We start from the raw sequence: 24,072 nt of genomic DNA, 5'->3' as shown, positions 1-24,072 counted from the left end.
GAGCAGACAGTCATCTATGAAGATTGCTGGCATCACCATGTTCATTTCCGGCTCCGGGCGAGGCGCGGCCCAGTGGTGATCTTGCTCCATGGCTGGCCTTATGACATCCACAGCTTTGCCGATGTCGCGCCCCGGCTCGCGTCGGCGGGCTATCGGGTAGTCGTTCCGTACCTGCGCGGCTACGGGACAACGCGGTTCCTTTCCAGCGATAGGGTCCGCAATGGCCAGCAGTCGGTGCTCGCCGTCGACGCACGCGGCGTTCATCCGATGGCTGGGCTGGTGAGCTCGGGCGCGATTTCCGGATATAGCGCCTATGCTGCCTTTGCTAAGCCACTGTTGAACACCAGTTGACCTGTAGAAGGAACACATCATGACCCGCATCGAAAAAGTCCTATACACCGGCAAGGTCCACACCAGCGCAGGCGGCCGCGACGGCGAGGCCCGTAGCGACGACGGACGCCTGAATATCCGGCTGTCGTCGCCGGGCACCAGCAGCGCCGGCACGAACCCGGAGCAGTTGTTTGCCGCTGGATGGTCGGCGTGCTTTATTGGTGCGATCGGGCTGGCCGCCGGCAAGCTGAAGGTCAAGCTGCCGTCCGACCTCGCCGTCGACGCGGAGGTGGACCTGGGCAAGGGCGGTGACGCGTATTTCCTGCCGGCCCGCCTCAATGTTCATATCCCCGGCATCGAGCGTGAGGTTGCGCAGGCGCTGGTGGATGCCGCGCACCAGACGTGCCCGTACTCGAAGGCCACACACGGCAATATCCACGTAAAAATCAACGTGATTTGACACGCATCGGAGCCTGCTCCGGTAGCCCGGGCAGGCCCTTTTTCCGGAGGGAGATGGTGTATCCGTCACCAGAACCCATGTTGACCTCGGAATGCTGCTCCGGCAGGTCATTGGCGTTTTTTTGGGGGGGCGTCGGATGCTATGGCATCACGGCTGACGATCTGATGTCAGAACTGATAGCCACGGTCCCACCGGTACTGCCAATATGATTTCCACTGGCTTGCACTGGACGTCTGGATTCCCTGGTCTCTGCCTTGCTGGCCACACCGTTTCATGGGCACGGCTAATGGGAAGTCGGGGCAGGGAAGCGCGAGGCTCTGTGCGCGAGCCCAAGCTGCAGTACGTGGATATGAAAGTCAAGCTCTTTACCTGCCTGCGCATTAAGCAGCCCCTCGAGGAGACATTGAATACCGATGGCCCGCAGGCTCTGGTTTCAACGCTGCGCCTGACAACGGAGAATGTCCGTGCCGAGGTCAAGCGCCGCATTAGCGAGTGGCCTGACATGACGGTGCGCATCTATGACGCTACGGCACCATGATGCCTTGGCCTGCGAATCGCATCCCGATGCGGTACTGCCGGGGCTATTTGCCGCCCGATGGCCTGACCGCAGCGCTGGGGGCACATGCCGGGTTACGCGTGGCAGAGGGGCCCGATTCCGGTGCGTCGGGCGTCTTTGGCGGCGGTGTGCAGTCGAGCGCCGGCGTACGGACCGCCGTGCGCATCGGCATCCGTTACCTGTTCCGACGAGGGTATCGGCGCTTTCGCGCGCGCGGGACATGACGCAGAAGATGCGGATATCCGCGCTCGTGTTGCAGTGCTGGCGTGATCCTGTCGACTTCCGATGAACGGCTTCATTGGGCGTACTCAACGACCAGCAATGCCGTGGCCATGGTTTTTCCAGGATTCGAAATGGCATGCTGAACATCCGCCGGATAGCGCGCGGACTCGCCGTGCCGGACTTTCTTCTCACTGGGGCCGGATTGAACGGTGACGCAGCCGCTCATTACGGACAGATGTTCTTTCGAACCACTCTCATGCGGCTCGGATGCGAGTATGCCGCCAGGATGGATCGACAGCTCATACCATTCCACCCGGCTTGCAAGGTCCACCGGGCCGAGAGTCTTCAACTCGCATTTGCCATCCGGGCTTCTGATCACCGGGATCGAGTGAGCAGGAATGACCGTCACGGTTGGCGTCGGCTTGTCGGCCTGCCCGCCGGAAAGGAACTCGGCCAGGCCAATGCCCAAGGCGTTCGCCAATCGCCACAAGACCGCTACCGTGGGATTGGCAAGATTCCGCTCAACCTGCGAAAGCATCGATTTGGATACGCCAGCACGCCGGGAAAGCTCGTCGAGAGAGAGCTTGCGTGCCTGGCGAAGCAATTGCAGCCTGGCTCCAATGACGGGGGGCCTTCTGTGAACGCCTCCGCCGGGGGACTTGTGTCATGAAATGAAGTCCTGTAAAGTGAACAAAACGTTCGATATACAGAATATGTTCGGTTTATCGATCACCCTCAGTTTACAGGAGCCCCGCTGTGCCGACAACAGACGCGTTCTACGCAGCCATCCGCCAGGAGCTCGAGTCCATTGAACAAGCCGGTCTGTTCAAAACCGAGCGTGTCATCGCCTCTCCCCAGGGCAGCCTAATCAGGACTACCGATGGGAAGGAAGTCATCAACCTGTGCGCTAACAACTACCTGGGCCTCTCGTCCCATCCGGAGGTCGTGGAGGCTGCGCATCGCGCGCTCGGCGAGCGTGGTTTTGGCTTGAGCTCCGTTCGGTTCATTTGTGGTACGCAAGATCTGCACAAGTCGCTCGAGGCGCGTCTCGCGAGCTTTCTCGGCATCGAAGACACGATCCTCTACGGCTCGGCCTTCGATGCAAACGGGGGCCTGTTCGAGACGCTCCTTGGTCCGGACGACGCTGTCATCAGCGACGAACTGAACCACGCGTCCATCATCGATGGCATCCGGCTCTGTAAAGCCAAGCGTTTCCGCTACAAGAACAATGACCTTGAGGATCTTCGCGAGCAGTTGAAGGCGGCCGATGCCGCAGGCGCACGTTTCAAGCTCGTCTTTACCGATGGCGTATTCTCGATGGATGGCACGATTGCCCGGCTCGACGAGATCCGCGAGATCTGCGACGAGTTCGGGGCGCTCCTCGGGATTGACGAGTGCCATGCCACCGGCTTCCTTGGGCAGCGTGGCCGCGGCTCTCACGAACACCGTGGGATCTTCGGAAAGGTCGACATCATCACCGGAACGCTCGGCAAAGCGCTAGGCGGCGCCTCGGGTGGTTTTACGAGTGGGCGAAAGGAAGTCGTGGCATTGCTGCGCCAGCGCTCCCGGCCTTATCTTTTCTCGAACACGGTGGCGCCGTGCATCGTGGGCGCGACACTCAAGGTGCTTGACCTGCTCGAAGCCGATACCACGTTGCGAGACAAGCTCGAGCGCAATGCGCGGTACTTCCGCGGCAAGCTCGGCACGCTGGGTTTCGACGTGAAGCTCGGCGACCACCCCATCATTCCCGTCATGGTGTACGACGCGGAAAAGGCGCAGCGACTGTCCCGGCGTCTGCTGGAGCTGGGCGTCTATGTCATCGGTTTCTTCTATCCCGTGGTCCCCAGGGGGCAGGCACGCATCCGGGTGCAGATCAGCGCCTTGCACGACAGCGCCGAGCTGGACCAGGCGTTGGAGGCGTTCGAGATCGCAGGCAAGGAACTGGGGATCATTCAATGACAAAGCCAGCCAGGGTTCTGATCATTGGCGCCAACGGCCAATTGGGAACGGAGTTGGCGTCGGCGCTGGCCGATCGCTATGGCAAGCAGAATGTCGTCACGAGCGACATGGTGCCGCACGGCCGCCACCCGCACCTCACGCATCAAATGCTCGACGTAACCGATGGGGCGCAACTTCGCGATGTCATCGAGCGGCATGGGATCACCCAGATCTATCACTTGGCAGCCGCATTGTCGGCAACGGGAGAGAAGTCGCCCACATGGGCGTGGCAACTCAACATGAACGGCCTGCTGAACGTGCTGGAGGCTGCGCGTCACCAGAGGCTCGACAAGGTATTCTGGCCCAGTTCGATTGCGGCATTCGGCCCGACAACGCCGCCGGACGCCACGCCCCAAAGCACCATCATGGAGCCCAAGACCGTCTACGGCATCTCCAAGCTGGCGGGCGAAGGATGGTGCCGTTGGTACTTTGAGAACCATGGCGTGGATGTCAGAAGCCTGCGGTATCCAGGATTGATTTCCTACAAGACGCCTCCAGGCGGCGGAACCACGGACTACGCAATCGATATCTTCCATTCGGCGCTCAGGGCGCAACCCTATGCCTGCTTTCTGGAGAAAGATGAAGCCCTGCCAATGATGTACATGCCGGACGCCGTTCGCGCGACCATCGAGCTGATGGAGGCGCCTGGCGCCCGCATCTCCGAGCGGGGAAGCTACAACCTTGCGGGCTTGAGCTTCACGCCTGGCGATATCGCGAACGAGATCCGGCGGCATTGCCCCGGGTTCGATATCAGGTACGAGCCTGATTTCCGTCAGGAAATTGCCGGTGGATGGCCTGACTCTATCGACGACTCGGTAGCCAGGCGAGATTGGAACTGGAGACCTGAATTCGGCCTCAAGGAGATGGTGCCCGACATGCTGAAAAACCTGGCAACGCTGAACCAGGGTAGCGCCTTGGAATGCGTGAGCTGAGAACGGGTTGGCGCGGCAGGCAAAGCCAGGAACCCGGCCGCCGGCCAGCCTCGTGGCATGACAGCAGGCTGCGCGAAGGTCGTTGCACGGCAGCGCGGGAAACGTATTGACAGGGTCGAGACCCAGTGATAGAAGATCGCCTCGATTTCGGACGCTGGGATGCGTTGTCGGGGAATGAAGGCGATCAGGACGATGCGCGATGCCGCGCGGGCGATAGACAGGGCGCGAAGCGCCGGCCGCATCGATCCAAATAACGATTACCAGAGGAGACAACTTATGACCACATCCGCAAATCCAGCAATCCGACTTTCCGGCCGCCAGGGCCGGCTTCGACATCGGAGGGTTCATGCTGGCGCACTACCGGCGCGAAGCCGGGCAACCCGTATCCGGAAGGTCATTGCGCGCCGGAACCAATTCACGGGTGAGAGCCGTGCTGGTGCTGACAAGCGTTCGCGGGTCTGAGAGGAGATCAATATGACTGACGTAAGGAAACTGCTCGACGAAGAGCGGGCCCACGAGGAGAAGGATCTCCATCGCGGGCTCAAGGACCGGCACATCCAGATGATCGCCATCGGCGGCGCCATCGGTGTCGGACTGTTTCTGGGGGCAGGGCGTGCGATCGCCATCGCCGGCCCGGGACTGATGCTGAGTTATGCCATCGGCGGCGTGGCGATCTTCTTCATCATGCGGGCGCTGGGCGAGCTGCTGCTGTACCGCCCGGTGACCGGATCCTTTGCAACCTACGCCGAGGAGTTTGTCGGCCCCTTTGCCGGCTTCGCCACCGGCTGGTCGTACTGGTTCATGTGGGTGGTCACCGGGATGGCCGAGATCACCGCGGTCGCAGTCTACGTGCACTACTGGTTCCCGGACGTGCCGCAGTGGATACCGGCGCTGGCCACCCTGGCGGTGCTGTACCTGGTGAATTGCATCGCGGTCGCGGTATTCGGCGAGCTGGAATTCTGGTTCGCGCTGATCAAGGTGGTGACCATCATCGCCATGATCGTGATCGGGCTGGCGATCATCTTCTTCGGCGTGACACCGCTCGGCCCGACGGCCAGCTTCTCGAACCTGTGGACGCATGGCGGCTTCATGCCGTTCGGGACGCTCGGCGTGGTGCTGACCTTGCAGATCGTCATGTTCGCCTACCAGGGCGTGGAACTGATCGGTGTCACCGCGGGGGAGGCGCAGAATCCCGAGAAGGTGTTGCCGCATGCGACCAACGGCGTCGTCTGGCGCATCCTGATCTTCTACGTTGGCGCGCTGATCGTCATGATGGCGCTGGTGCCCTGGAATGAACTGAAGCCCGGCGTCAGCCCCTTCGTCTACGTGTTCGAGAGGATCGGCATTCCGGGGGCGGCCGCGATCGTCAATCTGGTCGTCATCACGGCGGCAGCCTCATCTTGCAACAGCGGCATCTTCAGCACCGGGCGCATGCTGTACACGCTGGCGCAGTTTGGCCAAGCGCCGCGCGCCTTCGGCAGGGTCAGCAGCAAGCATGTGCCGTCCACCGCCATCACGTTCTCGGCCGTGCTGATGGGCATCGGCGTGCTGCTCAACTACATCGTGCCGGAGCAGGTTTTCGTCTGGGTCACCAGCATTTCGCTGGTCGGTTCGCTGTGGACCTGGTCGATCATCATGATTGCCCACCTCGGCTATCGCAAGGCAATCGCCGCCGGCCGGGTCAAGGCGGTGGACTTTCGCATGCCTGGCGCGCCTTATGCCAACTGGCTGGTGGTCGCCTTCATGATCGCGGTTGCGGCGCTGCTGTCCCTCGATCCGGGTACCCGGGTGGCGCTCTACGTGGCACCCGTGTGGTTCGCGCTGCTCGGCATCGGTTATCGGCTCACCAAATCGCGCGCGCCGCTTGAGGCGCATGTCCAAAAGTCTGCTTGATCACTGTCCCGCGCGCTGCCGGTGTTCCCACGCGGCGGCGCGCAGCGCCGGACCCCGCGCGGTGTCCGGCGTGCGCAAGGACGAAGCCCAGACGAGCCCCCGACCAAGGCACCGAAGGACGCCGCTCGCCTCAAGTCACGGCGCTCACGAAGGCCTCGAACGCGCTGGCCTCCACCGGCGGACAGAAGAAGTGGCCTTGCCCGTAGTCGCAGCCGGCAGCTAGCAGGATGTCGCGCTGCGACTCGGTCTCGACGCCCTCGGCAATCACGCGGATGCGCAGTGCATGCGCCATGCTGATGATGGCGCGGCACAAGGCCACGTCGTCCGAGCCCCGCGTCAGCGAGCGGACGAAGGACTGGTCGATCTTGATGTAGTCAATGTCCAGGCGCCGCAGGTACGACAAGGACGAGTAGCCGGTGCCGAAGTCGTCGAGCGCGATCTCGATGCCGGCCGCCTGGAAGCGGGAGAGCTGGTCCATGACATCGGCGTTCTGCTCCATCAGCGAGCCTTCGGTGATCTCGATGACGAGGCTGCCCACCGGCACGTTCCTGCGCTCGATCATGCTGGACCAGGACTCGGGCCCGCTCGCAGGCGCGCAGAACTCCACTGGCGATTTGTTGACCGAGATCTGGAAGCCCTTGCCCAGCAGCACCTGCCAGCGCGCAAGCTGGTCCAGCGCTTCCGTCAGCACCCAGCGGCCTATGTCGATGATGAGGCCGGATTCCTCCGCAACGGCAATGAAATCGGCCGGGTGGATCGGCCCGCGCACCGGATGGTCCCAGCGGATCAGGGCCTCGGCCTTGCAGACCTTGCCCGTGCGCAGATTGACAATGGGCTGGTAGTGCAGCGCGAACTGCCCGGACGCCAATGCCGTGCGCAGGTCCTGCGTGATGCGCAGGCGCTCCCTCTCCGCCTGCAGCAGCGCCTGGGTGAAGGCCTTCCAGCGATTGCGGCCCTCCTCCTTGGCGGCAAACATTGCCTGGTCGGCGCACACCAGCAGGGCCTCGGCGTTGTCGGCGTCCTTGGGGTAGGTCGCCACGCCGATGCTGGCCGACACCACCACCAGCTCGCCGGCCAGGCGATAAGGCGCGGCAATCCGCTCCAGGATCGCATGGGCAATGCCCTCGGCAACGCCGGCATCGCCCACCGCGGGCAGGATCACGGTGAACTCGTCGCCGGCCAGCCGCGCCACGGTATCCGACGCGCGCACCGATGCCGCAATGCGCCGCGCCGCCTCCAGCAGCAACTGGTCACCCTGATCGTGGCCGAGGGTATCGTTCACCTCCTTGAAGCGATCCAGGTCGATGAACAGCAGCGCCAGCGCATCCTGCATGCCGCGCGAGTGCTCGATCTCCTGCTCCAGCCGGTCGAAGAACAGGCGGCGGTTGGGCAGATCCGTCAGCGCATCGAAATTCGCCTGGTGCCGGATGACTTCCTCCGCCTGGCGCTTCTCGGTCATGTCATGGATCAGCGCAACGCGGCGGCGCTCGCCATACGCGTGGGCCAGGTAGGTATCCACGGTCAGGTAGGCGGGAAACTCGCTGCCGTCCTTGCGGCGAATCGACAATTCGCCGCTCCATCTGCCCTTGGCTGCCACGGTGGCCCGCAGGCGCTCGACCAGCCCTGCCGCATTGCCTGCCCCGCTGACGCTATAGCCCGAACGGCCCTTGACCTCCTCGACTGTATAGCCAGTGGCGGCGGCAAAGGCCGGATTCACGTCGATGATGGTGCCATCGAGCGACGTCACCACCATGGCCTCGCTGCTGGACGAATAGACCAGCGAAGCCAGCCGCATCTCCTCCATATGGCGCCGTCGCTCCCCCATGGAGCGGCGCAGGCTGTAGTACAACAAGCCAAGCAGCAGCGTGGAAGCAATGGCACCGGCCAAGGCAACGCGGCGATAGACCTCGTAGGGCGCCAGCACCATGCCGACTGACTCGCCCACCACGAAATTGAGCCCGAACTCCGGCGCACGGTAATAGCCGAAGACCCGCTCCACGCCTTCGGAGCCCGACACCGCCCGATAACTACCAGACTGGGGCGACTCGCTGGCGAGGTACGGCCTGCTGCTGACCGCCCTGGCCAGCGTGCCCTCCAGGGCCGGCACGCGCGCAAGGACCTGGCCGGAAGTCTTGATGACCGACGCCACTTCGCCATCGCGGTTAGTGAACGTCTGCGCAAAGCTGGCGAACTGCTCCGGACTGACCGAGACCACGATGACCCCGTCGAAGCTGCCCGCGCGCAGGATGGGGCGCGTGAACTGGATCGACCATTTGCGCGAGACCTTGCCCTTCACCGGGTCGCTGATGAACAGCATGTCGCGCCCGCCCGCGTTCTGATGGACCCGGAAATGCTCGCGCCCGCTCAGGTCGACCTTCTCGCCGGGCGCGGGCGGGGCGATGGACGAGTAGATGAGCAGGCCATGCTTGTCGATCACCGACACCTGGAACGACAGGTCCACCACCAGGTTCTCCCGCTCACGCACCATGTCGATGAACCCCGGCTGGCCGACCAGCCAACTGGCCCGCAGGTCGAGGAGGAACTCGGACAGCCGCAGGATGCTGGATTTCGAGTACGCGCCGAACGCCCGGGCCTCCGCCTGGGTACGCTCCGCGGCGACGTGCAGCAAGCGGTCCCGCTCGCTCACGAGCTGAAACGCCGCGAACGCCCATGTTGCAATCAGCCACGCCGCCGCCGCCAGGTTCAACGGGGAAAAGACCTGTCGCAGGCGCTGCAGCGCCTTGCCATATCGGGTGGTCGAGCGTTCTGGCATCAAATGGGTATCGCAGCGCAGCGAAGAATCGACATCGATAGCAGGCTAGTCGATGTCAGCGAACGCGACAAGCAGCACGCACTCTAGTCCTGTGCTCACCGCTTGGAGCCGGGCCGGCGTGCGCCGAAAGCGTCACGTCGTGTTCATGCCCCGCTCGACTCGTGGGCACGTGGGCCTCGATACCGGACATGGCCCGCCTCATGCGAAGTACGCCTTCGTATAGGCGTGTACGCCCGCATCCGCCAGCACTGCCTCCGGCGCCAACCAGCGATACGCCCCATGTTGGAGCAAGGGCAACTGCGCCCCGTCCACCGGCCAATGCAAAACATCGGCCAACACCACGTAGTGCGTACTGCTGCCAGCCTCGTTGCGTAGAACGAAGCAATTCTGTCACTCCGGAATCCCCCGGAACCCGCGCCGTATATAGAAGTCCGGCCGGTGAATTGACAATATTGCTTCCACTCCAAACGAAGCAAAACCGTCAATTCGCCTTCGTCCGGAATAATTTTGTCAATTGGCGTCCTAGACTTCGAATCCCGCTCGTAAGGCATTGATTTTATGGAGGATTCCCTGCGCATGGCGGAGCCGGTTGCACTCGTCCGCCCGCGCGGCGCGCATCGCTTCGAAGCCTTCAGTCCGAAGCTGAAGCGTCGGCTCACCTTCTACCGACGCTGTGCGTTCGACCAATGGGTCTTGATCGAATCAGATCCGGCAATCGCCCACTTTTGTGAGCGTCCCGGATTCATTCAGTTTCGCGGACGGCGCTACTTAGCAGACTTCCTGGTCTCGTACTCTGACCGTCAAGACTTGGCGCTCCTGCCGAATCCAGTTATCGATGAAGAAGCGAAGGAGGGCCTCGAGCTCAGCGCTGATGTGCTCAATGTCCGGCTGGTCGACGCGGCCGAACTGGCGGCATCACGCATCTGGATCGAGAAATGGCAGCGCATGCTGCCAAGTATCGTAGCCACGCGAGGTCTCGTGTCGGTGTCACTGCTCGACGCGGTCGAGCGCTTTGTCGCCAGTCCAAAGCCGCTTCTAGCCATCGAGCGCAAGTTCTCGAAAGGTGACCCGGTGCTTGTGCGCGCCGCCATCTTCAATCTACTGCATACCGGTCGCGTGCATGCTGAGGAATTACGAACCGACCCATTGTCGTGGATGACGAAGTTTGCGGTCGGGGAGGCCGGTCATGATTCGCCGCAAGCCTGAGTTTCAATCAATCGATTTGAGCGCGTGGCCAAGCATAGCGTGGACCGAGCTTGACCAGATGGTTTGCCACCGGGTCAGGCAATTCCTCGCCGATTGCCTTCCCGCCATGCTGGACCGGCAGCACGCCCAAGGCGTACCGCGGCATGGCATGAGCGGCCCGGCTAGGCGGCGGCACCGCTGTAATGGGTGCCGAAACGCTGCCTGAGCACCAGCTTATGCAGCTTGCCGGTCGCGGTCAGCGGCAGTTCCGGCACGAACACCACATCGTCCGGGATCCACCACTTGGCCACCTTGCCTTCATAGAAGGCCAGTAGTTGTTGCGCATCGAGCGTGCTGCCGGCGCGCCTTACCGCGACCAGCAGGGGTCGTTCGTCCCACTTGGGATGGGCACAGGCGATACAGGCCGCCAGTTCGATCTCCGGATGCGCAACGGCGATGCCTTCCAGTTCGATCGAGGAAATCCATTCGCCGCCGGACTTGATCACATCCTTGCTGCGATCCGTGATCTGCATATAGCCGTCGGCGTCGATCGTGGCGACATCGCCGGTGGCGAACCAGCCATCATTCTCCAGGCAGGTTTCCTCCATGCCGAAGTAGCGCTCCACGACCCAATGGCCGCGCACCATCAGGTCGCCCGCCGAGCGTCCGTCCCACGGCAACTCGGCACCATCGGCGTCGACGACCTTCATCTCGACACCCGGCACGACCCTGCCTTGCTTGGCCTCGAGCTGCGCGCGCTCCTGCTCCGGCTTTTGCGCGAAGCCCTGCGAGGGCGAAAACACGGTGCCAACCGGCGACAGCTCGGTCATGCCCCAGGCGTGTACCGACTTGATGCCCAGTTCGCCCAGCGCCTTGGCCAGTTGCGGCGGGCATGCCGCGCCGCCCACGATGACACGCTCCAGGCTGTTGCAGCGCTTGCCCGTGCGGCGCATATGGTCGGCCAGGCCGAGCCAGACCGTGGGCACGCCGGCCGACACCGTCACGCCTTCCTGGTCGAACAGCGCCGACAGGGACGCGCCGTCGAGCGCCGGACCCGGCAGCACCAGTTTCGCCCCGACCAGCGCCGCGGAGAACGGCAGCCCCCAGGCATTGACGTGGAACATCGGCACGACAGGCACCACGGAGTCCGACGCACGCAGGCAAAGCGCGTCCGGCAGCGCCGAGGCATAGGCCATCAGGCAAAGCGAACGGTGCGAGTACAAGACGCCCTTCGGGTTGCCGGTGGTGCCGGAGGTGTAGCAAAGCACCGCCGCCAGCTGCTCATCCAGGCGGGGCCAGTCGAAATGGCCGGGCTGCCCGCCGATCAGAGCCTCGTAGCTTTCGAGCGGCAGCGTCGGTCCTTGCGGCAGGCTGGTGGCGTCGCACAGCATGACCCATGACTCGACATGAGGACATTGCGGCGCGATCTGCTCGACCAGGCCCAGGAACGAGGCATCGAAGCAGACCACGCGGTCGCGGGCATGATTGATGATGTAGGCGATCTGTTCCGGGAACAGGCGAGGGTTGATGGTATGACAAACCGCGCCAATGCCGGTCACGCCATAGTACAGCTCCATATGGCGATAGCCGTTCCACGCCAGCGTGCCGACGCGGTCTCCGGCCACGATGCCGCGGCCCGTGAGCGCATTGGCCAGTTGCATGGCGCGGACATGGCAGTCCCCGTAGGTATAGCGGTGAATGTCGCCCTCGACGCGCCGGGATACGATTTCGACCGTGCCGGAGTGCCGCGCCGCCTGCTCCAGCAACGCGGACAATTGCAAAGGCGCGTACATCATCTGACCGAACAGGTCCATAGTCTTGTCTCCTGACAGGCGGTTTATCGTTATGCCGGTTGCATTCATCGGTCATGGCGACGCCGGCTGCGAGGCATTCTAGAGGTGCCAGCCACTTCTGGCACTGACAGGAATGGCCGAATTAGTGACAAATCCGGCCAATCGAGCTGGGGTGCATGGCAAGCGGCCAGCGCGACGCAAAGCGGCAGGTTTTGTCAATGAATGGGCAGGTTTGGTTATCCCCGCATGACGCGGCGGGCGCTACGATCCGGTATCCGGACCATGCGGTGCCGGCATCCGGCCAGATGCACCGCGCCCTGTTCCCAAAATGGAGTCCCCAAAAAATGACCTATCGTGCCCCGCTCAAGGACATGCTGTTCGTGATGAACGAACTGGCTGATCTTGACGCCGTCAGCAAGCTGCCTGGCTTCGAGGACGCCACGCCGGAGACGGCGCAGGCGGTGCTTGACGAGGCAGCCAAATTCAACGAACAAGTGGTGGCGCCGCTCAACCGCATTGGCGACACCGATCCCAGCAGCTGGATGGACGGCGTGGTCACCACCACACCCGGTTTCAAGGACGCGTTCCGCCAGTTTGGCGAAGGTGGCTGGCAGGGCGTGCCGCATCCGCAGGAGTTCGGTGGCCAGGGCTTGCCCAAGCTGATCGCCACGGCCTGCAACGAGATGCTGAACACGGCGAACCTGTCGTTCGCGCTGTGCCCGTTGCTGACCGACGGCGCCATCGAGGCCTTGCTGACCGCGGGCAGCGACGCACAGAAGGCCACCTTCCTGCCCAAGCTGATCTCCGGCGAGTGGACCGGCACCATGAACCTGACCGAGCCGCAGGCCGGCTCGGACCTGGCTGCCGTGCGTACGCGCGCGGAGCCGCAGGGCGATGGCACCTACAAGGTGTTCGGCACCAAGATCTTCATCACCTACGGTGAGCACGACATGGCGCAAAACATCGTCCATCTCGTGCTGGCGCGCACGCCCACGGCACCCGAGGGCGTCAAGGGCATCTCGCTGTTCATCGTGCCCAAGTTCCTGCTGGGTGAAGATGGCTCACCGGGCGCGCGCAACGACGCGCACTGCGTGTCGATCGAGCACAAGCTGGGCATCAAGGCCAGCCCCACAGCCGTGCTGCAGTTCGGCGATCACGGTGGCGCCATCGGCACGCTGGTCGGCGAGGAAAACCGCGGCCTGGAATACATGTTCATCATGATGAACTCGGCGCGCTTCTCGGTTGGCATGCAAGGCATCGCCGTATCGGAGCGGGCCTATCAGCAGGCCGTGAATTTTGCCCGCGAGCGCGTGCAAAGCCGTCCGGTCGATGGCTCGGCGCGCGCGGCGGTGACCATCATCCATCACCCGGACGTCAAGCGCATGCTGATGACCATGCGCTCGCTGATCGAAGGCGCGCGTGCGGTAGCGTATGTGGCCGCGGCGGCTTGCGACACGGCGCACCAACACGCCGACGAAGCGGTGCGCAAGCAAAGCCAGGCGTTCTACGAGTTCATGGTGCCCATCGTCAAGGGCTGGAGCACCGAGCTGTCGATCGATGTGACCAGCCTGGGCGTGCAGGTGCACGGCGGCATGGGTTTCATCGAGGAAACCGGCGCGGCCCAGCACTATCGCGATGCCCGCATCCTGCCGATCTACGAAGGCACGACCGCGATCCAGGCGAATGATCTCGTCGGCCGCAAGACGGTGCGCGACGGTGGTGCGGTGGCCCGGGCGATCTGTGCGCAGATCGCCGAGACCGAGGCGGCGCTGGGCAAGCATGGTGGCGCGGCGTTCACCGCAGTGCAGGCGCAACTGGCCAAGGGGCGCGCGGCGCTGGAGGGCGTGGTGGCGTTCGTCGTGGCCAATGCCAAGTCGGATCCCAATGCCGTGTTTGCCGGCAGCGTGCCTTACCTGAAGCTCTGCGGCATCGTGTTTTCGGGCTGGCAGCTTGGCCGGGCGATGCTCGCGGCGGACGCGAAGCGTGCCGAGGATCCGTCCTTCCACGACGCCAAGATTGCTGCCGCGCATTTTTTCGCGGAGCACATCCTGTCGCAGGCATCGGGCTTGCGCGATGCCATCGTGGCGGGCGCGGCGCCGGTCAATGCGTTGAGCGAAGCGCAGTTCTGAGATCGCACGGTAGCGGGCATTTGCCGAAGCCGACAAGTTGCGCCAACGCCGATTGAAATGATGACGGTGTTGACTCCCTCTGGCACTGTCACGTTGATGGGGCGGTCGCGTAAGATGGTGTGATGATGAAGACGAAATCGCTCTACCACGGCCACCGATTCCCGGCGGTGGTCATCAGCTAGGCGGTGCGCTTGTACTTCCGGTTCAACCTGAGCCTGCGCGACATCGAGGAATTGCTGTTCGAGCGCGGCGTGACGGTGGCACCCAGCCTAGCGGCTGACAGACATCGCGCGTCGAAGGGCGCGCCTTAAAGACCGCTTACCAAAGATCTCATAAGAGGTTGCAGCCTACGCCGCCGAGCGAAAGCGGCCTCGATGCAATGGTTGCAATCTACACTTCCCAGCTGCCGTTCAAAAATATAAGAGGCAAGGATGCTGAGCCGCCATGGAGTAGCGACCCTCATGCTAGTCCAGGGCGCCCCGGATCACATGGAACTGAATCACGCGGATTTGGAAGCGCTCCGCGAGCACCAACTTGTCAACGTGGAAGAGACCGCTTCATGGCGCTGCCCCTGCATCACGCCCAAGGGCGGTGCTGTCCTTGAGGCTATCGCTCGCATACCTGCCGGGCTCATGCCCCGATCGATCTGGTTCCCGAGCCTGGCTGGCCAGGCGCAGCAATCGTACCCTGTCAGCGTAATCAATACGGCCATTGCCAACTTCGACAGCTGACTCGCCCTTTCTGCGACACAACCCTATCGGGTGCTCATGTATGCGGCAAACAGCGCTGGCTGCAAACCGCGCAATTCCTTGCGCCGTTCAACGAGCTCATGGTGGCGACCGTGCCGCTCCAAATTCAGCAGTTCGAGCAGCAAACGCATCGCACGCTCAGGCGAGCTTTGAGTCGACTGTTGTGTCTGACGCAGTAGGTTCGCGAGGCCAGGCTTCTCGATCAATGTCCAGGCGGGAAACCACACCAGATCCTCGACGGCACCATCGCCCTCGAAGCGAGAGTCGAACGTCTTGCGCAGCGTAGTCAGACAGGAGTCCTTTAGGCGGTGCATTAGTCCGTCAAGACGGCTTGCCGAAAGCCACGCGAGCTCGGCCAACAGCGGCCAGATGGCTTCCAGTCCGTGCTGGTGATATTGCGCCTCTGCCATCCAGCAAAGCGTAGTTGGAATGCGGCGCCACGAGGCAATACGTGCGATGGCTTCTTGTGCCGCGACCCAGTCCCCGACCTTGATCCACAAGGGCGCTGCGTGGGCATCGTGCTCGTTGCGGCGCAACGGCAAGTGCTCAGCTGCGTGCGCGAGCGCTCGCCAAAACGGCGCGAGCCATGCACTGGCGGCAGTGTCACCAAACACGCGGGCAGCAGCCGGCATGACCTCGCAGGTTATCTCGCCATGCGCTTGTCGTAGTGCATCGTGGTCGCTAAAACGCTCTGGCCTTGGTTCCTCGAGGGCTCGAGTCAGCGTACTAAGGGCAGGGAGAAGATCGTCGGAAGGACACTCGCTGAGCAATAGCTGCAACGCACCACGCGCAGCAACCGCATCGCGGCGCTGCAGGGCGTCGGCAACATCATTGCGTAGCATCACGTCGCGGCTGTGAGCAAAGATATCGAGTTGCATCGACTTCAACACCAGGAATAATGTGACCGTTCAAGGCATGAGGAGGGATTCTAATCCATCTGGCTGCTCAGGAGCAGGTGGGGAGTGGTCGCATCCGCGGCGACCAGGTGGAAATCTCGCCGGCGCGGCCGGTGGGTGGATACGCGCTGGAGTAGCCAATGGGATGCCAGGGGAAGTGCTTACTCTGTCCATACCGAATCCACTTCCCGCATCAGGCGCCCGGCGAGAATATAGTCGCCCAGCTTGGATGCCTTTGCCTCGAGGCTCTCCAACTCGGCTGCAGGCAGCTCGGACAGATCAAAATGACAATAGAGGTTTCGCTGTCGGAAGGTCGTTTTTGGCCGCATAAGGCCGGCGACCAATGCCGTCGTCGATTTGACTGCGATGTTCTCTTGCCCGCGATATTCCACGCGGATTCCTGCCTTCTGGCCGAGCCGACCCAGTTCAATCGCGTCCTGCCAGCCAGCCTCATAGTCCAGTTCCACCACGGTCACGCCTTCCGTCCCCAGGAGTCTTAGTGCCTCCCCTTTGGTGCCAGCTCGTGCGGTCGCCATTGACTTCTCCGCTCACATTCTTGGCGCATTTGGGCAACACCCTGTGCTCCCACAGTATTGTAATCTCCAGCGGAGCATCGAGCCCGATAGCCCTTTCCTGCGGTTGACATCCGCAGGGGCTGTGGAATTTGGGGGCAGACCCGGTGGGCAAGGGGAGGGAGCTGCGATGTCGCCGCTCTTTCAGAACACACTTCATTCAGCTTGTGGGATGCCAGCCATGGCAGTGGCATTGGGCATATCCCACCGGTGCCACGGTCATAGCCGGAGCCCTTGTAGGCTCGAGTTTGGCAAATTCAGCTCGGGGCAGCCAAGCATCGGCGAAGAACTTGCTCGTGCGTACCTCATTCTGCACATGGTAACTCGCGCTGAATTCACCCACTTAGCTGCTATCGCGTCTTTCCTGACGGGAAGGAATAGGCAAAGAGGGTTGTACTCAAAAAAAGCCATTTCTGTTGCGGTCAAGATCATCCGGGTTGGATAGATTCACGGAGGTAGTAAAAATATGGCAAAGTGCTGTAGGATAATTGAACTGTTATTTAGACGGAGACTGAGATGGCTACCTACAAACAATTGCTAGCAGAAAAGGAAAAGCTGGAAACCCAGCTCGCCGAAGTTCGTCAAAGCGAGGTCGCTGGAGTCATTGAGAAAATCCAGGATTTGATGGCAGAGTATGAACTCACCGTCGATGACCTAGCGCCGAAACGACGTCGTGGACGCCCGGCGGCTACTGACAAGCCTAAGGCTGCGGCGAAGGAGAAGTCCTCGCTGCCGCCAAAGTACATGGACCCCAAGACTGGTGCCACCTGGACCGGCCGTGGTCGGGCACCGGCGTGGCTAGGGAAGAATCGCGACAAGTTTCTGATTCCAGAGGCATGAGCCGTTGGTGGGAGGATGTGGCGGTCGCGGAGATGCAACGTCTCCATGGGCCAGCGTTGCGCGCGACCCACCGCGATTCGTCAATATGTCGTGCAGGTCAGCGTCGATGGCTAGCGAGAAGACTGGACATGCAATCGACAGCAGCGTCGCGGAGCGGGTTGAGGGTTGGGCTGCGCTACAGCTGTTCACTCACTTCATGGGCGGCCAGCAACTGTGAAATCTCGGACCGTAGAGCATTGACCCGCCCGATTTCGCTCCTCTTGCTGGCCCGGCTCCGCCATTTCGGGACCGGGGTGGCTCAGAGGCTTACTGTCTGACTATGGGCGAGTGGACAGGCGCGTTCTAGGCCTAACACGAGGACCGTGCCGCGATGCCTACGCGCGGATTCCCGTGACTACCAGGCCGCAAGGACTGCTTGTTGCCGGCGCAGCCTCAGGATTGTTGGTGTTGAGCGTTCGAGATACCCGGACGGTTCGCGCTATGCGAGTTACTTTTTCATTCTCCCTGGGCCCTGTTTGCTTCGGGTAACTGTTGCTCAATCTCGGCCAGCCTCAGGTTCACCAATTCGGAATGCAGTTTTAGCGCCTCAATCAGGAGCTTCGTCTCGATGTTCCCAGCTTGGGACGCCAGACTATCGAACTTCGTCAAAATATGTTTGACTCGCTCTGCTGCTGTCATCATTTCCTCCGATGAGCGAAAGCAATACGGTGCCGTGAGTGTCCGCGATTGCCCACTACTAGTCGTCGTGGCCGTGTCGGCCGTGTTTACCATGTTGACCGTGCTCCTCGTGGCCACGCCCGCGCCACCTCCGCTCGCCTTGGTCGTCGTCGTCATCGCGTCCCCGCCAGTAAGGGGCATACACGGGCGCCGGAGCCACTACAACCGGTCGCGGGACATACACTGGCTGCGGTGCAACATATACAGGTGGAGCCACATAGACTGGAGCAGGTTCGGCATAGACGACACCTGGGACCCCAATGCCAATGTCGACATTCACGTGTGCCTGGGCAGTCGACGCAATTGCGAGCAGTGCGCCGGACAGCACCCCAAAGAAAGGAAGTTGTTTCATATGTTCTCTATCGCAAATCGGCAGTTATTGTGCCGCTTCGCGCTGGGAGCCTTGGTGCGTCAACTGTAAAGAAATGTAACGAAAGCGCTGGCGAGCTGTGAGATGCGCGGGCGATGCGGTCTCCCGACGGGCGTTGCCTGCATATGAGGGGGAGCAGCGTCAACGATGCTGCCGCCCAAGCGTTAATAAGGCCGAGGCAATGTGCCTCATCTTCCGAGGAGGGGTACCGTGATGAAAAGATTCTGTGCGGTCGCTGTTGCAGCGTTTTTTTCGGTAGGTTTGGCTTGCGCGCAAACTGCTGCGCCTGCGGCCGCCGCCAAACCAGCAGCGCCCGCTGCTACCACTCCGGCTACTTCTTCGAACTGCGAAGCGCAGGCGGTTGACAAAAATGGCAAACCGCTAGCTGGAGCCGCTAAGGCCTCCTCTATCAAGAAGTGCGAAAGCGGCAGCAAAGGCAACGCGTCAGCCGCCTGCGAAGCCAAGGCAGTTGGGAAGAACGGTAAGCCGCTTGCCGGTGCTGCTAAGGCGTCGTTTATGAAAAAGTGCGAAGCTGACGCCGGAAAATAATCTCCCATCAAAGTAAAAGGCCGGCAACACGCCGGCTTTTTACATTTCTAATGCCGATACTGAGTTGCGCAGCGCAATGCCGAACAGAGTGACGAAGCCGACCATCGACCCTAGCGAACGCAGTCCGCCCGTGGCGAACACCGTAAGCGCGCCACCCACCAGCGCAAACGGCAGATTTGCCATGACCAGGACCAGGCCGCGCCAACTGCGCAATGCCAGATAGACAAGCAGGCCGATGCCGGCGGCCGTAATGGCGAAATAGACCAGCAAGTCCCGCTGTGCTTGCGCCTGGCCCTGCGCCTCGCCCGATAGGGCGAAGTAATAGCCCTTCGGAAACTTCACTTCAGCGGCAATTTGCGGCGCTGGGCCTCACTGACAAACTGACCGAGCGAAGGACCGTTGAGATGCGCGGTCACGGTCTGCAACCGTTGGCCGCCATCGTGCAGAATGAGGTAGCGGCCTGTCGTTTGCGTGATGTCCGCAAGGCGGCTTAGCGGCACCATGACGCCATCGGCATTGCGCAGCGGCAACTCGCCCACCTGAGCCGGCGTGCGGCGAGATTCGCTGGCGAGCACCACCGCCACATTGACGACGGCGTTTGCCTCATAGACCTGGGCGACTTCCGCGCTCTGGTAAGCGGTCCGAATGGCTTCCATCACGTCCAGCGCTGCATAGCCCAGCGCGTCAGCTGGTCCTGCCGCAGACGGATGGTTAGCTGCGGGATTTCGGGCGCTCATGACTATGGCCGCAATGGTGTGTACCGCTAACCCTCTTTGCGAAACCAGGCGCGGTTTGTCACCAGAGAAATCCGTTGCCGCAATCACCAGAAGAACCTTCTGTGTCGCGGACTTGGCGAATTCAAGGCGCTTATGGCTTGTTGCCGGGAGTGCTAGCCATGCTTTGCAAGCCAATCATGGCACCGGACTCATCAGTGACTCGCGCGAGTTCGCGATAAGCATTAGCCTGAACGCGTTCCGGAAGGGGGACGAACTTGGCCTGTCGAGCCAGGTCGTCTCCGTGCAAATATCCCCAGGTGACAAACCGGAGCGCAGCCAGCGTTTGCTTTCCGGATTTACTGATTTCGGGCACCGCAATGAACGTGCCCATCGTAATTGGCCATGTATCTCGGCCCGGGCGGTTGACCAGGCTGCTGGAAAAATCGCCCTTTCTGTTCCAGTCGCTGTTCAACACGGCTTCGCGAAAGCTGTTGACCTGAGCGGTTACGAAATTTCCTGCCGCGTTGCGTAACTGAACGGGGCTGAGGCCGGCGTCGAGCACGTAGTTGTAGTCGATGTAACCGATGGTTCCAGCGTTGCTTCGCACCGCTCGGACGACCTCGCCGCTTCCTTTTGCGGGCAAAAAACCGGCCGGCCAGGAGAGGGAAGACTTCGTGCCGAAGGTCGTTTTCCAATCGTCGCTAACATTGCTCAGATAGTCCGTGAAGTGAAAGGTCGTTCCTGAACCGTCAGCGCGTACGACCGGCCGAATCTTCAACTTTGGAAGCGTGATACCGGGATTCAGCGCTTGAATTTCGGAAGCGTCCCACGCGTCGAGCGTTCCCAGGAATATCTTGGCCAGCACGTCGCCGGTGAGCCGCAATTGGCCCTGGGCAACAGAAGGAAGATTGACAACGGGAACGGCTGCGGTAACCACGGTTGGCACCAGCACCAGATGGACACGCTTTGCTTCCGACGCCGACAGCGGCACATCCGACGCCCCAAAATCGATGCCTCCCTCGCGCACGCGCTTCATGCCCTCGCTCGAGCCCACCGCTTCATACGCGATATGTGTGCCTGTGGACGCTCTGTAGGATTCCGCCCAAATCTGGTAGACAGGTGCCGCGGCAGTTGAGCCTGCCCCACGAACCTGGGCGCTCGCAAAAGGAGATATAAATGGCACCAGAGCGGCAATAGCTAGAGCGACTTTATATTGCATGGGAGGCAGGAGGAAGTTTCGGGCCTGATTGTACTTGCTTCCGCACTATGCATGGCCACGATTCGGCCGATTGCTTGCATTGCTAGCCCTCGCGCAAGACGGGCGCCCCTATTCAGCAGATTCCCTCAGGCTCGCCAAGTATCCGGCGGAGCTCGTTGTCCTCCATGAGGCCTTCTCCACACGCAGGGCACTTTAGTACGCACAGCGAGATTGGCAAGCCCGAATTAGCCGAGTTTATCCCAAGTCTATTGTGCCTCGGCTGTGACCCGGACGAAGGAAGGGAATCGCGTCGAGCTTCGCACTCGGGCTTGCCAAGGGGGATGCGCTGCCGCACCGGTTCGGTGCAATTCGATTTGTGGTCGTCAACGGCTAGCCAGAGTTCGGCGTTACAACGCCAGCCGGCGACAGGCTGGCCAGTGGAGTGGCGCGCTGAGCGACGGCATGCGCAGGTGATGGCTCAGGGGAAAGAGCGGCGACCCTTGCGCGCATTGCTTATGCGGTCGAATTCAACATCCGCTGGTTGCTGCATGTCATTCCCCGGGGGGCATTTCTACGCTCTTTTTCGCCTCGCGCTTTTGCCCGCCACGACACCGCCCCGTCTAGAAAAGGAGGGGCCGTATGGTTCGCTGCGGACAAGGCTTCGCCGAATGCAGCGTTCGTCGTCAAGCAAGTACCTTCTTAATTCTTTATTCACTCGTCCCTCCTACAGGCCCCGGTACCATTTCGATGTTGGTGGCTAATACCTGTGCGCTCTTTCGGTGCACTATGGTCCGTCCCATGCATTAGACTGCGAGCGAGGACGTCGCAGTGCTTGGAGATGAATTTATCTCGCAGAAACGTTCTGATGTCTTTTTATAGACGTCAAGCTTCGATGTATTTTTCTCCATCAGGATAGGCGTCACGCGAGCCTATCTTGCTAGCGCGTTCACTGTGAACATCCAACATGCCGGTAGCCGATAGGCAACATCAATGACAAATACGGCACCAGGTACTCAGTGCTGTGTAATTGTTTTAAAAATTAGGTGGAATTTGTTGTGGTTATTCGTCATCTATTGCCAGTTAAAAAATTGCATTAAGTATAGGACTGAAAAATACGACTTTTGCGTCGCACAAACAGATAATTTTGTTATATATCTTATGACTTGCCGATATTTGCAATGAGTTAAAAGTGAGGTGACGAACCTTACCTCGCACTGCCATTTTCCATCTACGCCGACGAGCGTGGCAGTCAACACCTCGCGGCGCTGCCTCTCCAAGACCGAGGCCAGACGATGACATCGATGGGCCCCGTTTCATCCTCCAAAGTCATAAAGACTACGCCCTTGGCGGTGCCGGGTCGCTGGCGAACCGTAACGATGCCGCATCCTCGCGCCAGTTGCCCATCTTGGTAGGTTGGCAACATAGGGGCTGTGACGAGGCGCTTTGCCACCGAGCTGCTCAGCAACCGGATATCTCGAAGGCCGCCACTAGGCGGACAAGAATAGCCACAATGGCGAAGCGAAGGTGACCGACCAGAAGCGAAGACGGTGAGCCGGAAACGAGCGGGACGCCGCTGAGGTGGCATCCCATTCAATGGCTTGAATGGTGGGCGAGGGTGACAGTGCTCGGTGCGGGTCGATGGTTGATCGGCGCTACAGCCGTTCGCTCACTTCATGGGCAGCCAGCAACTGTGAAATCCCGGACAACCCCATTGCCTCGGCCATCTCGCGTGGGGTTCTGCAGTCGTCGATGCGCGTCCGGCTAGTCGCGTCCGCACCCGCCGCCAGCAGCATCTTTACCGCAGGCAAATTGCGCACGCTCACGGCCATGTGCAGCGCACTATAGTCATTGATGCCGCGCTGCGCAGGGTCGGCGCCGAAGGCTAGCAGCAGCCTGAGCACCTCGATCACATCCGTTCGTGCGGGTGCGCCTGGCCGGGCGAGACTACATGAAAGCGCCGCAATAGCGGTGGAAAACCCGCATGATCCACCGGCCGGGGATCCGCCCCGATCTCAAGCAGGGTGCGGATAAGGGGCAGCGGGCTATGGTAGATCGCGTACTCCAGGCAAGGCCCAATCCCCGGCGGCATGGGTTCGTTGGGAATGCCGGCCGGATCATCAACCGCCGCCCGCAGCGCATCGATGTCGCCGGTGCAGAAGGCCGCATGGATCTTTTCGAACTGCCGGTATCCCTCGCATCTCTTGATGTCTGGCTTCTTCATTTCGTGTCGCCTGATCCGGCCCCATTGTAGCTTTCGGGAGAGAGCGTCGGGGCGAGGATCAACGCGGCGATTTCGCTTGGCTGCTCACGTGGACACGGTGGGTAACTGTCCGTGGCGAGCATCCTTTGATCGTCAAAATGCAATTAATCGCCAGGATTCCTACTCCAACCGTAAACCTGGGTTTGGCAGCAGAAGCTACCTGCCTGGGGAGGGGGCGGACGAGCACTCAGCATCAGTGGGGCGCCCATCCTCCACTGACGCGCGTGTGTGGCTTCGTGCCGTGCAGCGTCCTCGCTGTGCAAATCGGCGCAGGTGGTGCCGAATCCCATACCACGAGGTGGCGAACGTCGTCCTGTCCGCCCACCGTGCAACAGAACTAAACCGCGATTTGCCAGGCGTGGGGGAAGCATGTTCTTTCACGAACATGAATGTATTTCGCGGGAGTTTCGGACCGGAGTTATACCGAATCACATCCTGCTTCGAGTGGGCTTGCTCCACGGTGGTGGCCTTTCCGCCGATTCGGTGCCGTTCCTACATCCCCAGTGGAGTTGGCTTCAGTGGCGGTACGACAGTGGATGTCGTACCGCCTGCCGTTCGGTGACTGCGCGGATTTTGCCGAAGCGGCGCGGGGCGTGGTCGCACCCTTGCCGAAGATGCCGGTCAGGACCGCAGGCGGGCGCGTCGCGTGGGATCTGGCCACCTTCGACTTCATCCATGACAGCCAGGCGCCGGCGAACGTGAATCTGAGCCTGTGGCGGCTGGCACGTCAATAGGCAATCGGGCCTCGTCAAGGTCCGGGACAACCTTCCCTATCAGCGCACTGCGCAGCAGATGACGCACGGTGGGAAGCCGAGAGTCGCCAAAAATCCGTCGACTAGCCATCTGAACGATGGTTACACCTGCTGCCGTTATGTCTCACTCTGGGCAAGTTGACAATGCCTCCCTCCCTTGCGCCGGGTCATGCCCGTGTCAC

At 61.5% G+C, this 24,072-nt stretch carries 23 protein-coding genes and 3 pseudogenes; 14 read left to right on the top strand and 12 right to left on the bottom strand.

Annotated elements, in window-relative coordinates; translation table 11 throughout:
• Positions 1-66: 66 nt before the first annotated feature.
• From OMK73_RS16350 to OMK73_RS16335, 4 genes and pseudogenes are all read left to right on the top strand, one after another.
• Positions 67-249: pseudogene (locus tag OMK73_RS16350) on the top strand (alpha/beta fold hydrolase); the annotation flags it as partial.
• 121 nt (positions 250-370) lie between these two features.
• Positions 371-790, top strand: a complete 420-nt coding sequence (locus OMK73_RS16345) for an organic hydroperoxide resistance protein (RefSeq protein ID WP_267602957.1) — start codon at positions 371-373, stop codon at positions 788-790.
• 349 nt (positions 791-1,139) lie between these two features.
• Complete coding sequence (locus tag OMK73_RS16340; RefSeq protein ID WP_267602956.1) at positions 1,140-1,328, top strand: hypothetical protein; 189 nt, start codon at positions 1,140-1,142, stop codon at positions 1,326-1,328.
• A complete protein-coding gene (locus tag OMK73_RS16335) occupies positions 1,325-1,570 on the top strand; it encodes a hypothetical protein (RefSeq protein WP_267602955.1) in 246 nt (81 codons plus the stop codon). Before OMK73_RS16340 ends, OMK73_RS16335 begins: the two co-directional genes overlap by 4 nt.
• A gap of 71 nt (positions 1,571-1,641) precedes the next feature.
• Here the strand turns inward: OMK73_RS16335 and OMK73_RS16330 are convergent, their stop codons facing one another.
• Positions 1,642-2,172, bottom strand: a complete 531-nt coding sequence (locus OMK73_RS16330; RefSeq protein ID WP_267602954.1) for a helix-turn-helix domain-containing protein — start codon at positions 2,170-2,172, stop codon at positions 1,642-1,644.
• 152 nt (positions 2,173-2,324) lie between these two features.
• Here OMK73_RS16330 and kbl point away from each other — a divergent pair, with 152 nt between their 5' ends.
• From kbl to OMK73_RS16315, 3 genes are all read left to right on the top strand, one after another.
• Positions 2,325-3,527, top strand: coding sequence for a glycine C-acetyltransferase (gene kbl / locus OMK73_RS16325; protein ID WP_267602953.1), 1,203 nt, complete (start codon positions 2,325-2,327; stop codon positions 3,525-3,527).
• Positions 3,524-4,498 (top strand): NAD-dependent epimerase/dehydratase family protein, encoded by a 975-nt coding sequence (locus OMK73_RS16320; protein ID WP_267602952.1) that lies wholly within the window; start codon positions 3,524-3,526, stop codon positions 4,496-4,498. Before kbl ends, OMK73_RS16320 begins: the two co-directional genes overlap by 4 nt.
• Positions 4,499-4,972: 474 nt before the next feature.
• Positions 4,973-6,391 (top strand): amino acid permease, encoded by a 1,419-nt coding sequence (locus tag OMK73_RS16315; RefSeq protein WP_267602951.1) that lies wholly within the window; start codon positions 4,973-4,975, stop codon positions 6,389-6,391.
• Positions 6,392-6,521: 130 nt separating this feature from the next.
• On the opposite strand, the gene OMK73_RS16310 is transcribed toward OMK73_RS16315, so the two are convergent.
• A complete protein-coding gene (locus OMK73_RS16310; protein WP_267602950.1) occupies positions 6,522-9,164 on the bottom strand; it encodes an EAL domain-containing protein in 2,643 nt (880 codons plus the stop codon).
• A gap of 558 nt (positions 9,165-9,722) precedes the next feature.
• Between OMK73_RS16310 and OMK73_RS16305 the strand changes: the two genes are divergently transcribed.
• Entirely contained in the window at positions 9,723-10,370 is a 648-nt protein-coding gene (locus tag OMK73_RS16305; protein ID WP_267602949.1) for a hypothetical protein, read from the top strand.
• Positions 10,371-10,531: 161 nt separating this feature from the next.
• Here OMK73_RS16305 and OMK73_RS16300 read toward each other — a convergent pair whose 3' ends face one another.
• Complete coding sequence (locus OMK73_RS16300) at positions 10,532-12,163, bottom strand: 3-(methylthio)propionyl-CoA ligase (protein WP_324291740.1); 1,632 nt, start codon at positions 12,161-12,163, stop codon at positions 10,532-10,534.
• Positions 12,164-12,486: 323 nt separating this feature from the next.
• On the opposite strand from OMK73_RS16300, the gene OMK73_RS16295 reads away from it, so the two are divergent.
• The 3 genes and pseudogenes from OMK73_RS16295 (at position 12,487) to OMK73_RS16285 (ending at position 15,002) form a co-directional block, all read left to right on the top strand.
• A complete protein-coding gene (locus OMK73_RS16295; protein WP_267602948.1) occupies positions 12,487-14,271 on the top strand; it encodes an acyl-CoA dehydrogenase in 1,785 nt (594 codons plus the stop codon).
• A 122-nt stretch (positions 14,272-14,393) separates the two neighbouring features.
• A pseudogene (locus OMK73_RS16290) lies at positions 14,394-14,534 on the top strand (IS6 family transposase); the annotation flags it as partial.
• Between the two features lie 225 nt (positions 14,535-14,759).
• Entirely contained in the window at positions 14,760-15,002 is a 243-nt protein-coding gene (locus OMK73_RS16285) for a hypothetical protein (RefSeq protein WP_267602947.1), read from the top strand.
• Positions 15,003-15,025: 23 nt separating this feature from the next.
• Here OMK73_RS16285 and OMK73_RS16280 read toward each other — a convergent pair whose 3' ends face one another.
• Together OMK73_RS16280 and OMK73_RS16275 are read right to left on the bottom strand one after the other, a co-directional pair.
• On the bottom strand, positions 15,026-15,898 hold the full coding sequence (locus OMK73_RS16280) for a hypothetical protein (protein WP_267602946.1): 873 nt from the start codon (positions 15,896-15,898) through the stop codon (positions 15,026-15,028).
• A 179-nt stretch (positions 15,899-16,077) separates the two neighbouring features.
• Positions 16,078-16,452, bottom strand: coding sequence for a PHA-granule associated protein 4 (locus OMK73_RS16275; RefSeq protein WP_267602945.1), 375 nt, complete (start codon positions 16,450-16,452; stop codon positions 16,078-16,080).
• 552 nt (positions 16,453-17,004) lie between these two features.
• Here OMK73_RS16275 and OMK73_RS16270 point away from each other — a divergent pair.
• Positions 17,005-17,328: an H-NS histone family protein gene (locus OMK73_RS16270; RefSeq protein ID WP_267602944.1), complete on the top strand. Its 324-nt coding sequence runs from the start codon at positions 17,005-17,007 to the stop codon at positions 17,326-17,328.
• Positions 17,329-17,823: 495 nt separating this feature from the next.
• Here OMK73_RS16270 and OMK73_RS16265 read toward each other — a convergent pair whose 3' ends face one another.
• The gene (locus OMK73_RS16265; RefSeq protein ID WP_267606652.1) at positions 17,824-18,162 is read right to left on the bottom strand and encodes a hypothetical protein; all 339 of its coding nucleotides are present in this window, start codon (positions 18,160-18,162) and stop codon (positions 17,824-17,826) included.
• Positions 18,163-18,628: 466 nt separating this feature from the next.
• On the opposite strand from OMK73_RS16265, the gene OMK73_RS16255 reads away from it, so the two are divergent.
• Positions 18,629-18,964, top strand: coding sequence for a hypothetical protein (locus OMK73_RS16255; protein WP_267606400.1), 336 nt, complete (start codon positions 18,629-18,631; stop codon positions 18,962-18,964).
• A 39-nt stretch (positions 18,965-19,003) separates the two neighbouring features.
• On the opposite strand, the gene OMK73_RS16250 is transcribed toward OMK73_RS16255, so the two are convergent.
• From OMK73_RS16250 to OMK73_RS16225, 6 genes and pseudogenes are all read right to left on the bottom strand, one after another.
• Positions 19,004-19,306: an efflux RND transporter permease subunit gene (locus OMK73_RS16250; protein WP_267602942.1), complete on the bottom strand. Its 303-nt coding sequence runs from the start codon at positions 19,304-19,306 to the stop codon at positions 19,004-19,006.
• The gene (locus OMK73_RS16245; RefSeq protein WP_267602941.1) at positions 19,303-19,788 is read right to left on the bottom strand and encodes an efflux RND transporter permease subunit; all 486 of its coding nucleotides are present in this window, start codon (positions 19,786-19,788) and stop codon (positions 19,303-19,305) included. Before OMK73_RS16245 ends, OMK73_RS16250 begins: the two co-directional genes overlap by 4 nt.
• 43 nt (positions 19,789-19,831) lie before the next feature.
• Positions 19,832-20,899: a phosphate ABC transporter substrate-binding protein PstS gene (gene pstS / locus OMK73_RS16240; RefSeq protein ID WP_267602940.1), complete on the bottom strand. Its 1,068-nt coding sequence runs from the start codon at positions 20,897-20,899 to the stop codon at positions 19,832-19,834.
• Between the two features lie 1,059 nt (positions 20,900-21,958).
• Positions 21,959-22,328: pseudogene (locus tag OMK73_RS39245) on the bottom strand (OB-fold nucleic acid binding domain-containing protein); the annotation flags it as partial.
• A 202-nt stretch (positions 22,329-22,530) separates the two neighbouring features.
• The gene (locus OMK73_RS16230) at positions 22,531-22,788 is read right to left on the bottom strand and encodes an ankyrin repeat domain-containing protein (RefSeq protein WP_267602939.1); all 258 of its coding nucleotides are present in this window, start codon (positions 22,786-22,788) and stop codon (positions 22,531-22,533) included.
• Positions 22,785-23,099 carry an ankyrin repeat domain-containing protein gene (locus tag OMK73_RS16225; protein ID WP_267602938.1) on the bottom strand — a complete coding sequence of 105 codons (315 nt, stop codon included), beginning with the start codon at positions 23,097-23,099 and terminating at the stop codon, positions 22,785-22,787. The genes OMK73_RS16230 and OMK73_RS16225 overlap by 4 nt, the downstream gene beginning before the upstream one ends.
• A 575-nt stretch (positions 23,100-23,674) precedes the next feature.
• On the opposite strand from OMK73_RS16225, the gene OMK73_RS16220 reads away from it, so the two are divergent.
• Positions 23,675-23,872, top strand: coding sequence for a hypothetical protein (locus OMK73_RS16220; RefSeq protein ID WP_267602937.1), 198 nt, complete (start codon positions 23,675-23,677; stop codon positions 23,870-23,872).
• Positions 23,873-24,072 lie beyond the last annotated feature (200 nt).

It is taken from the genome of Cupriavidus sp. D39 (assembly GCF_026627925.1).
In the GTDB taxonomy this organism is placed as follows: Bacteria; Pseudomonadota; Gammaproteobacteria; order Burkholderiales; family Burkholderiaceae; genus Cupriavidus; species Cupriavidus ulmosensis.
Note: the sequence above shows the minus strand (reverse complement) of the source record. Positions and strands in the feature narration are given on the sequence as shown.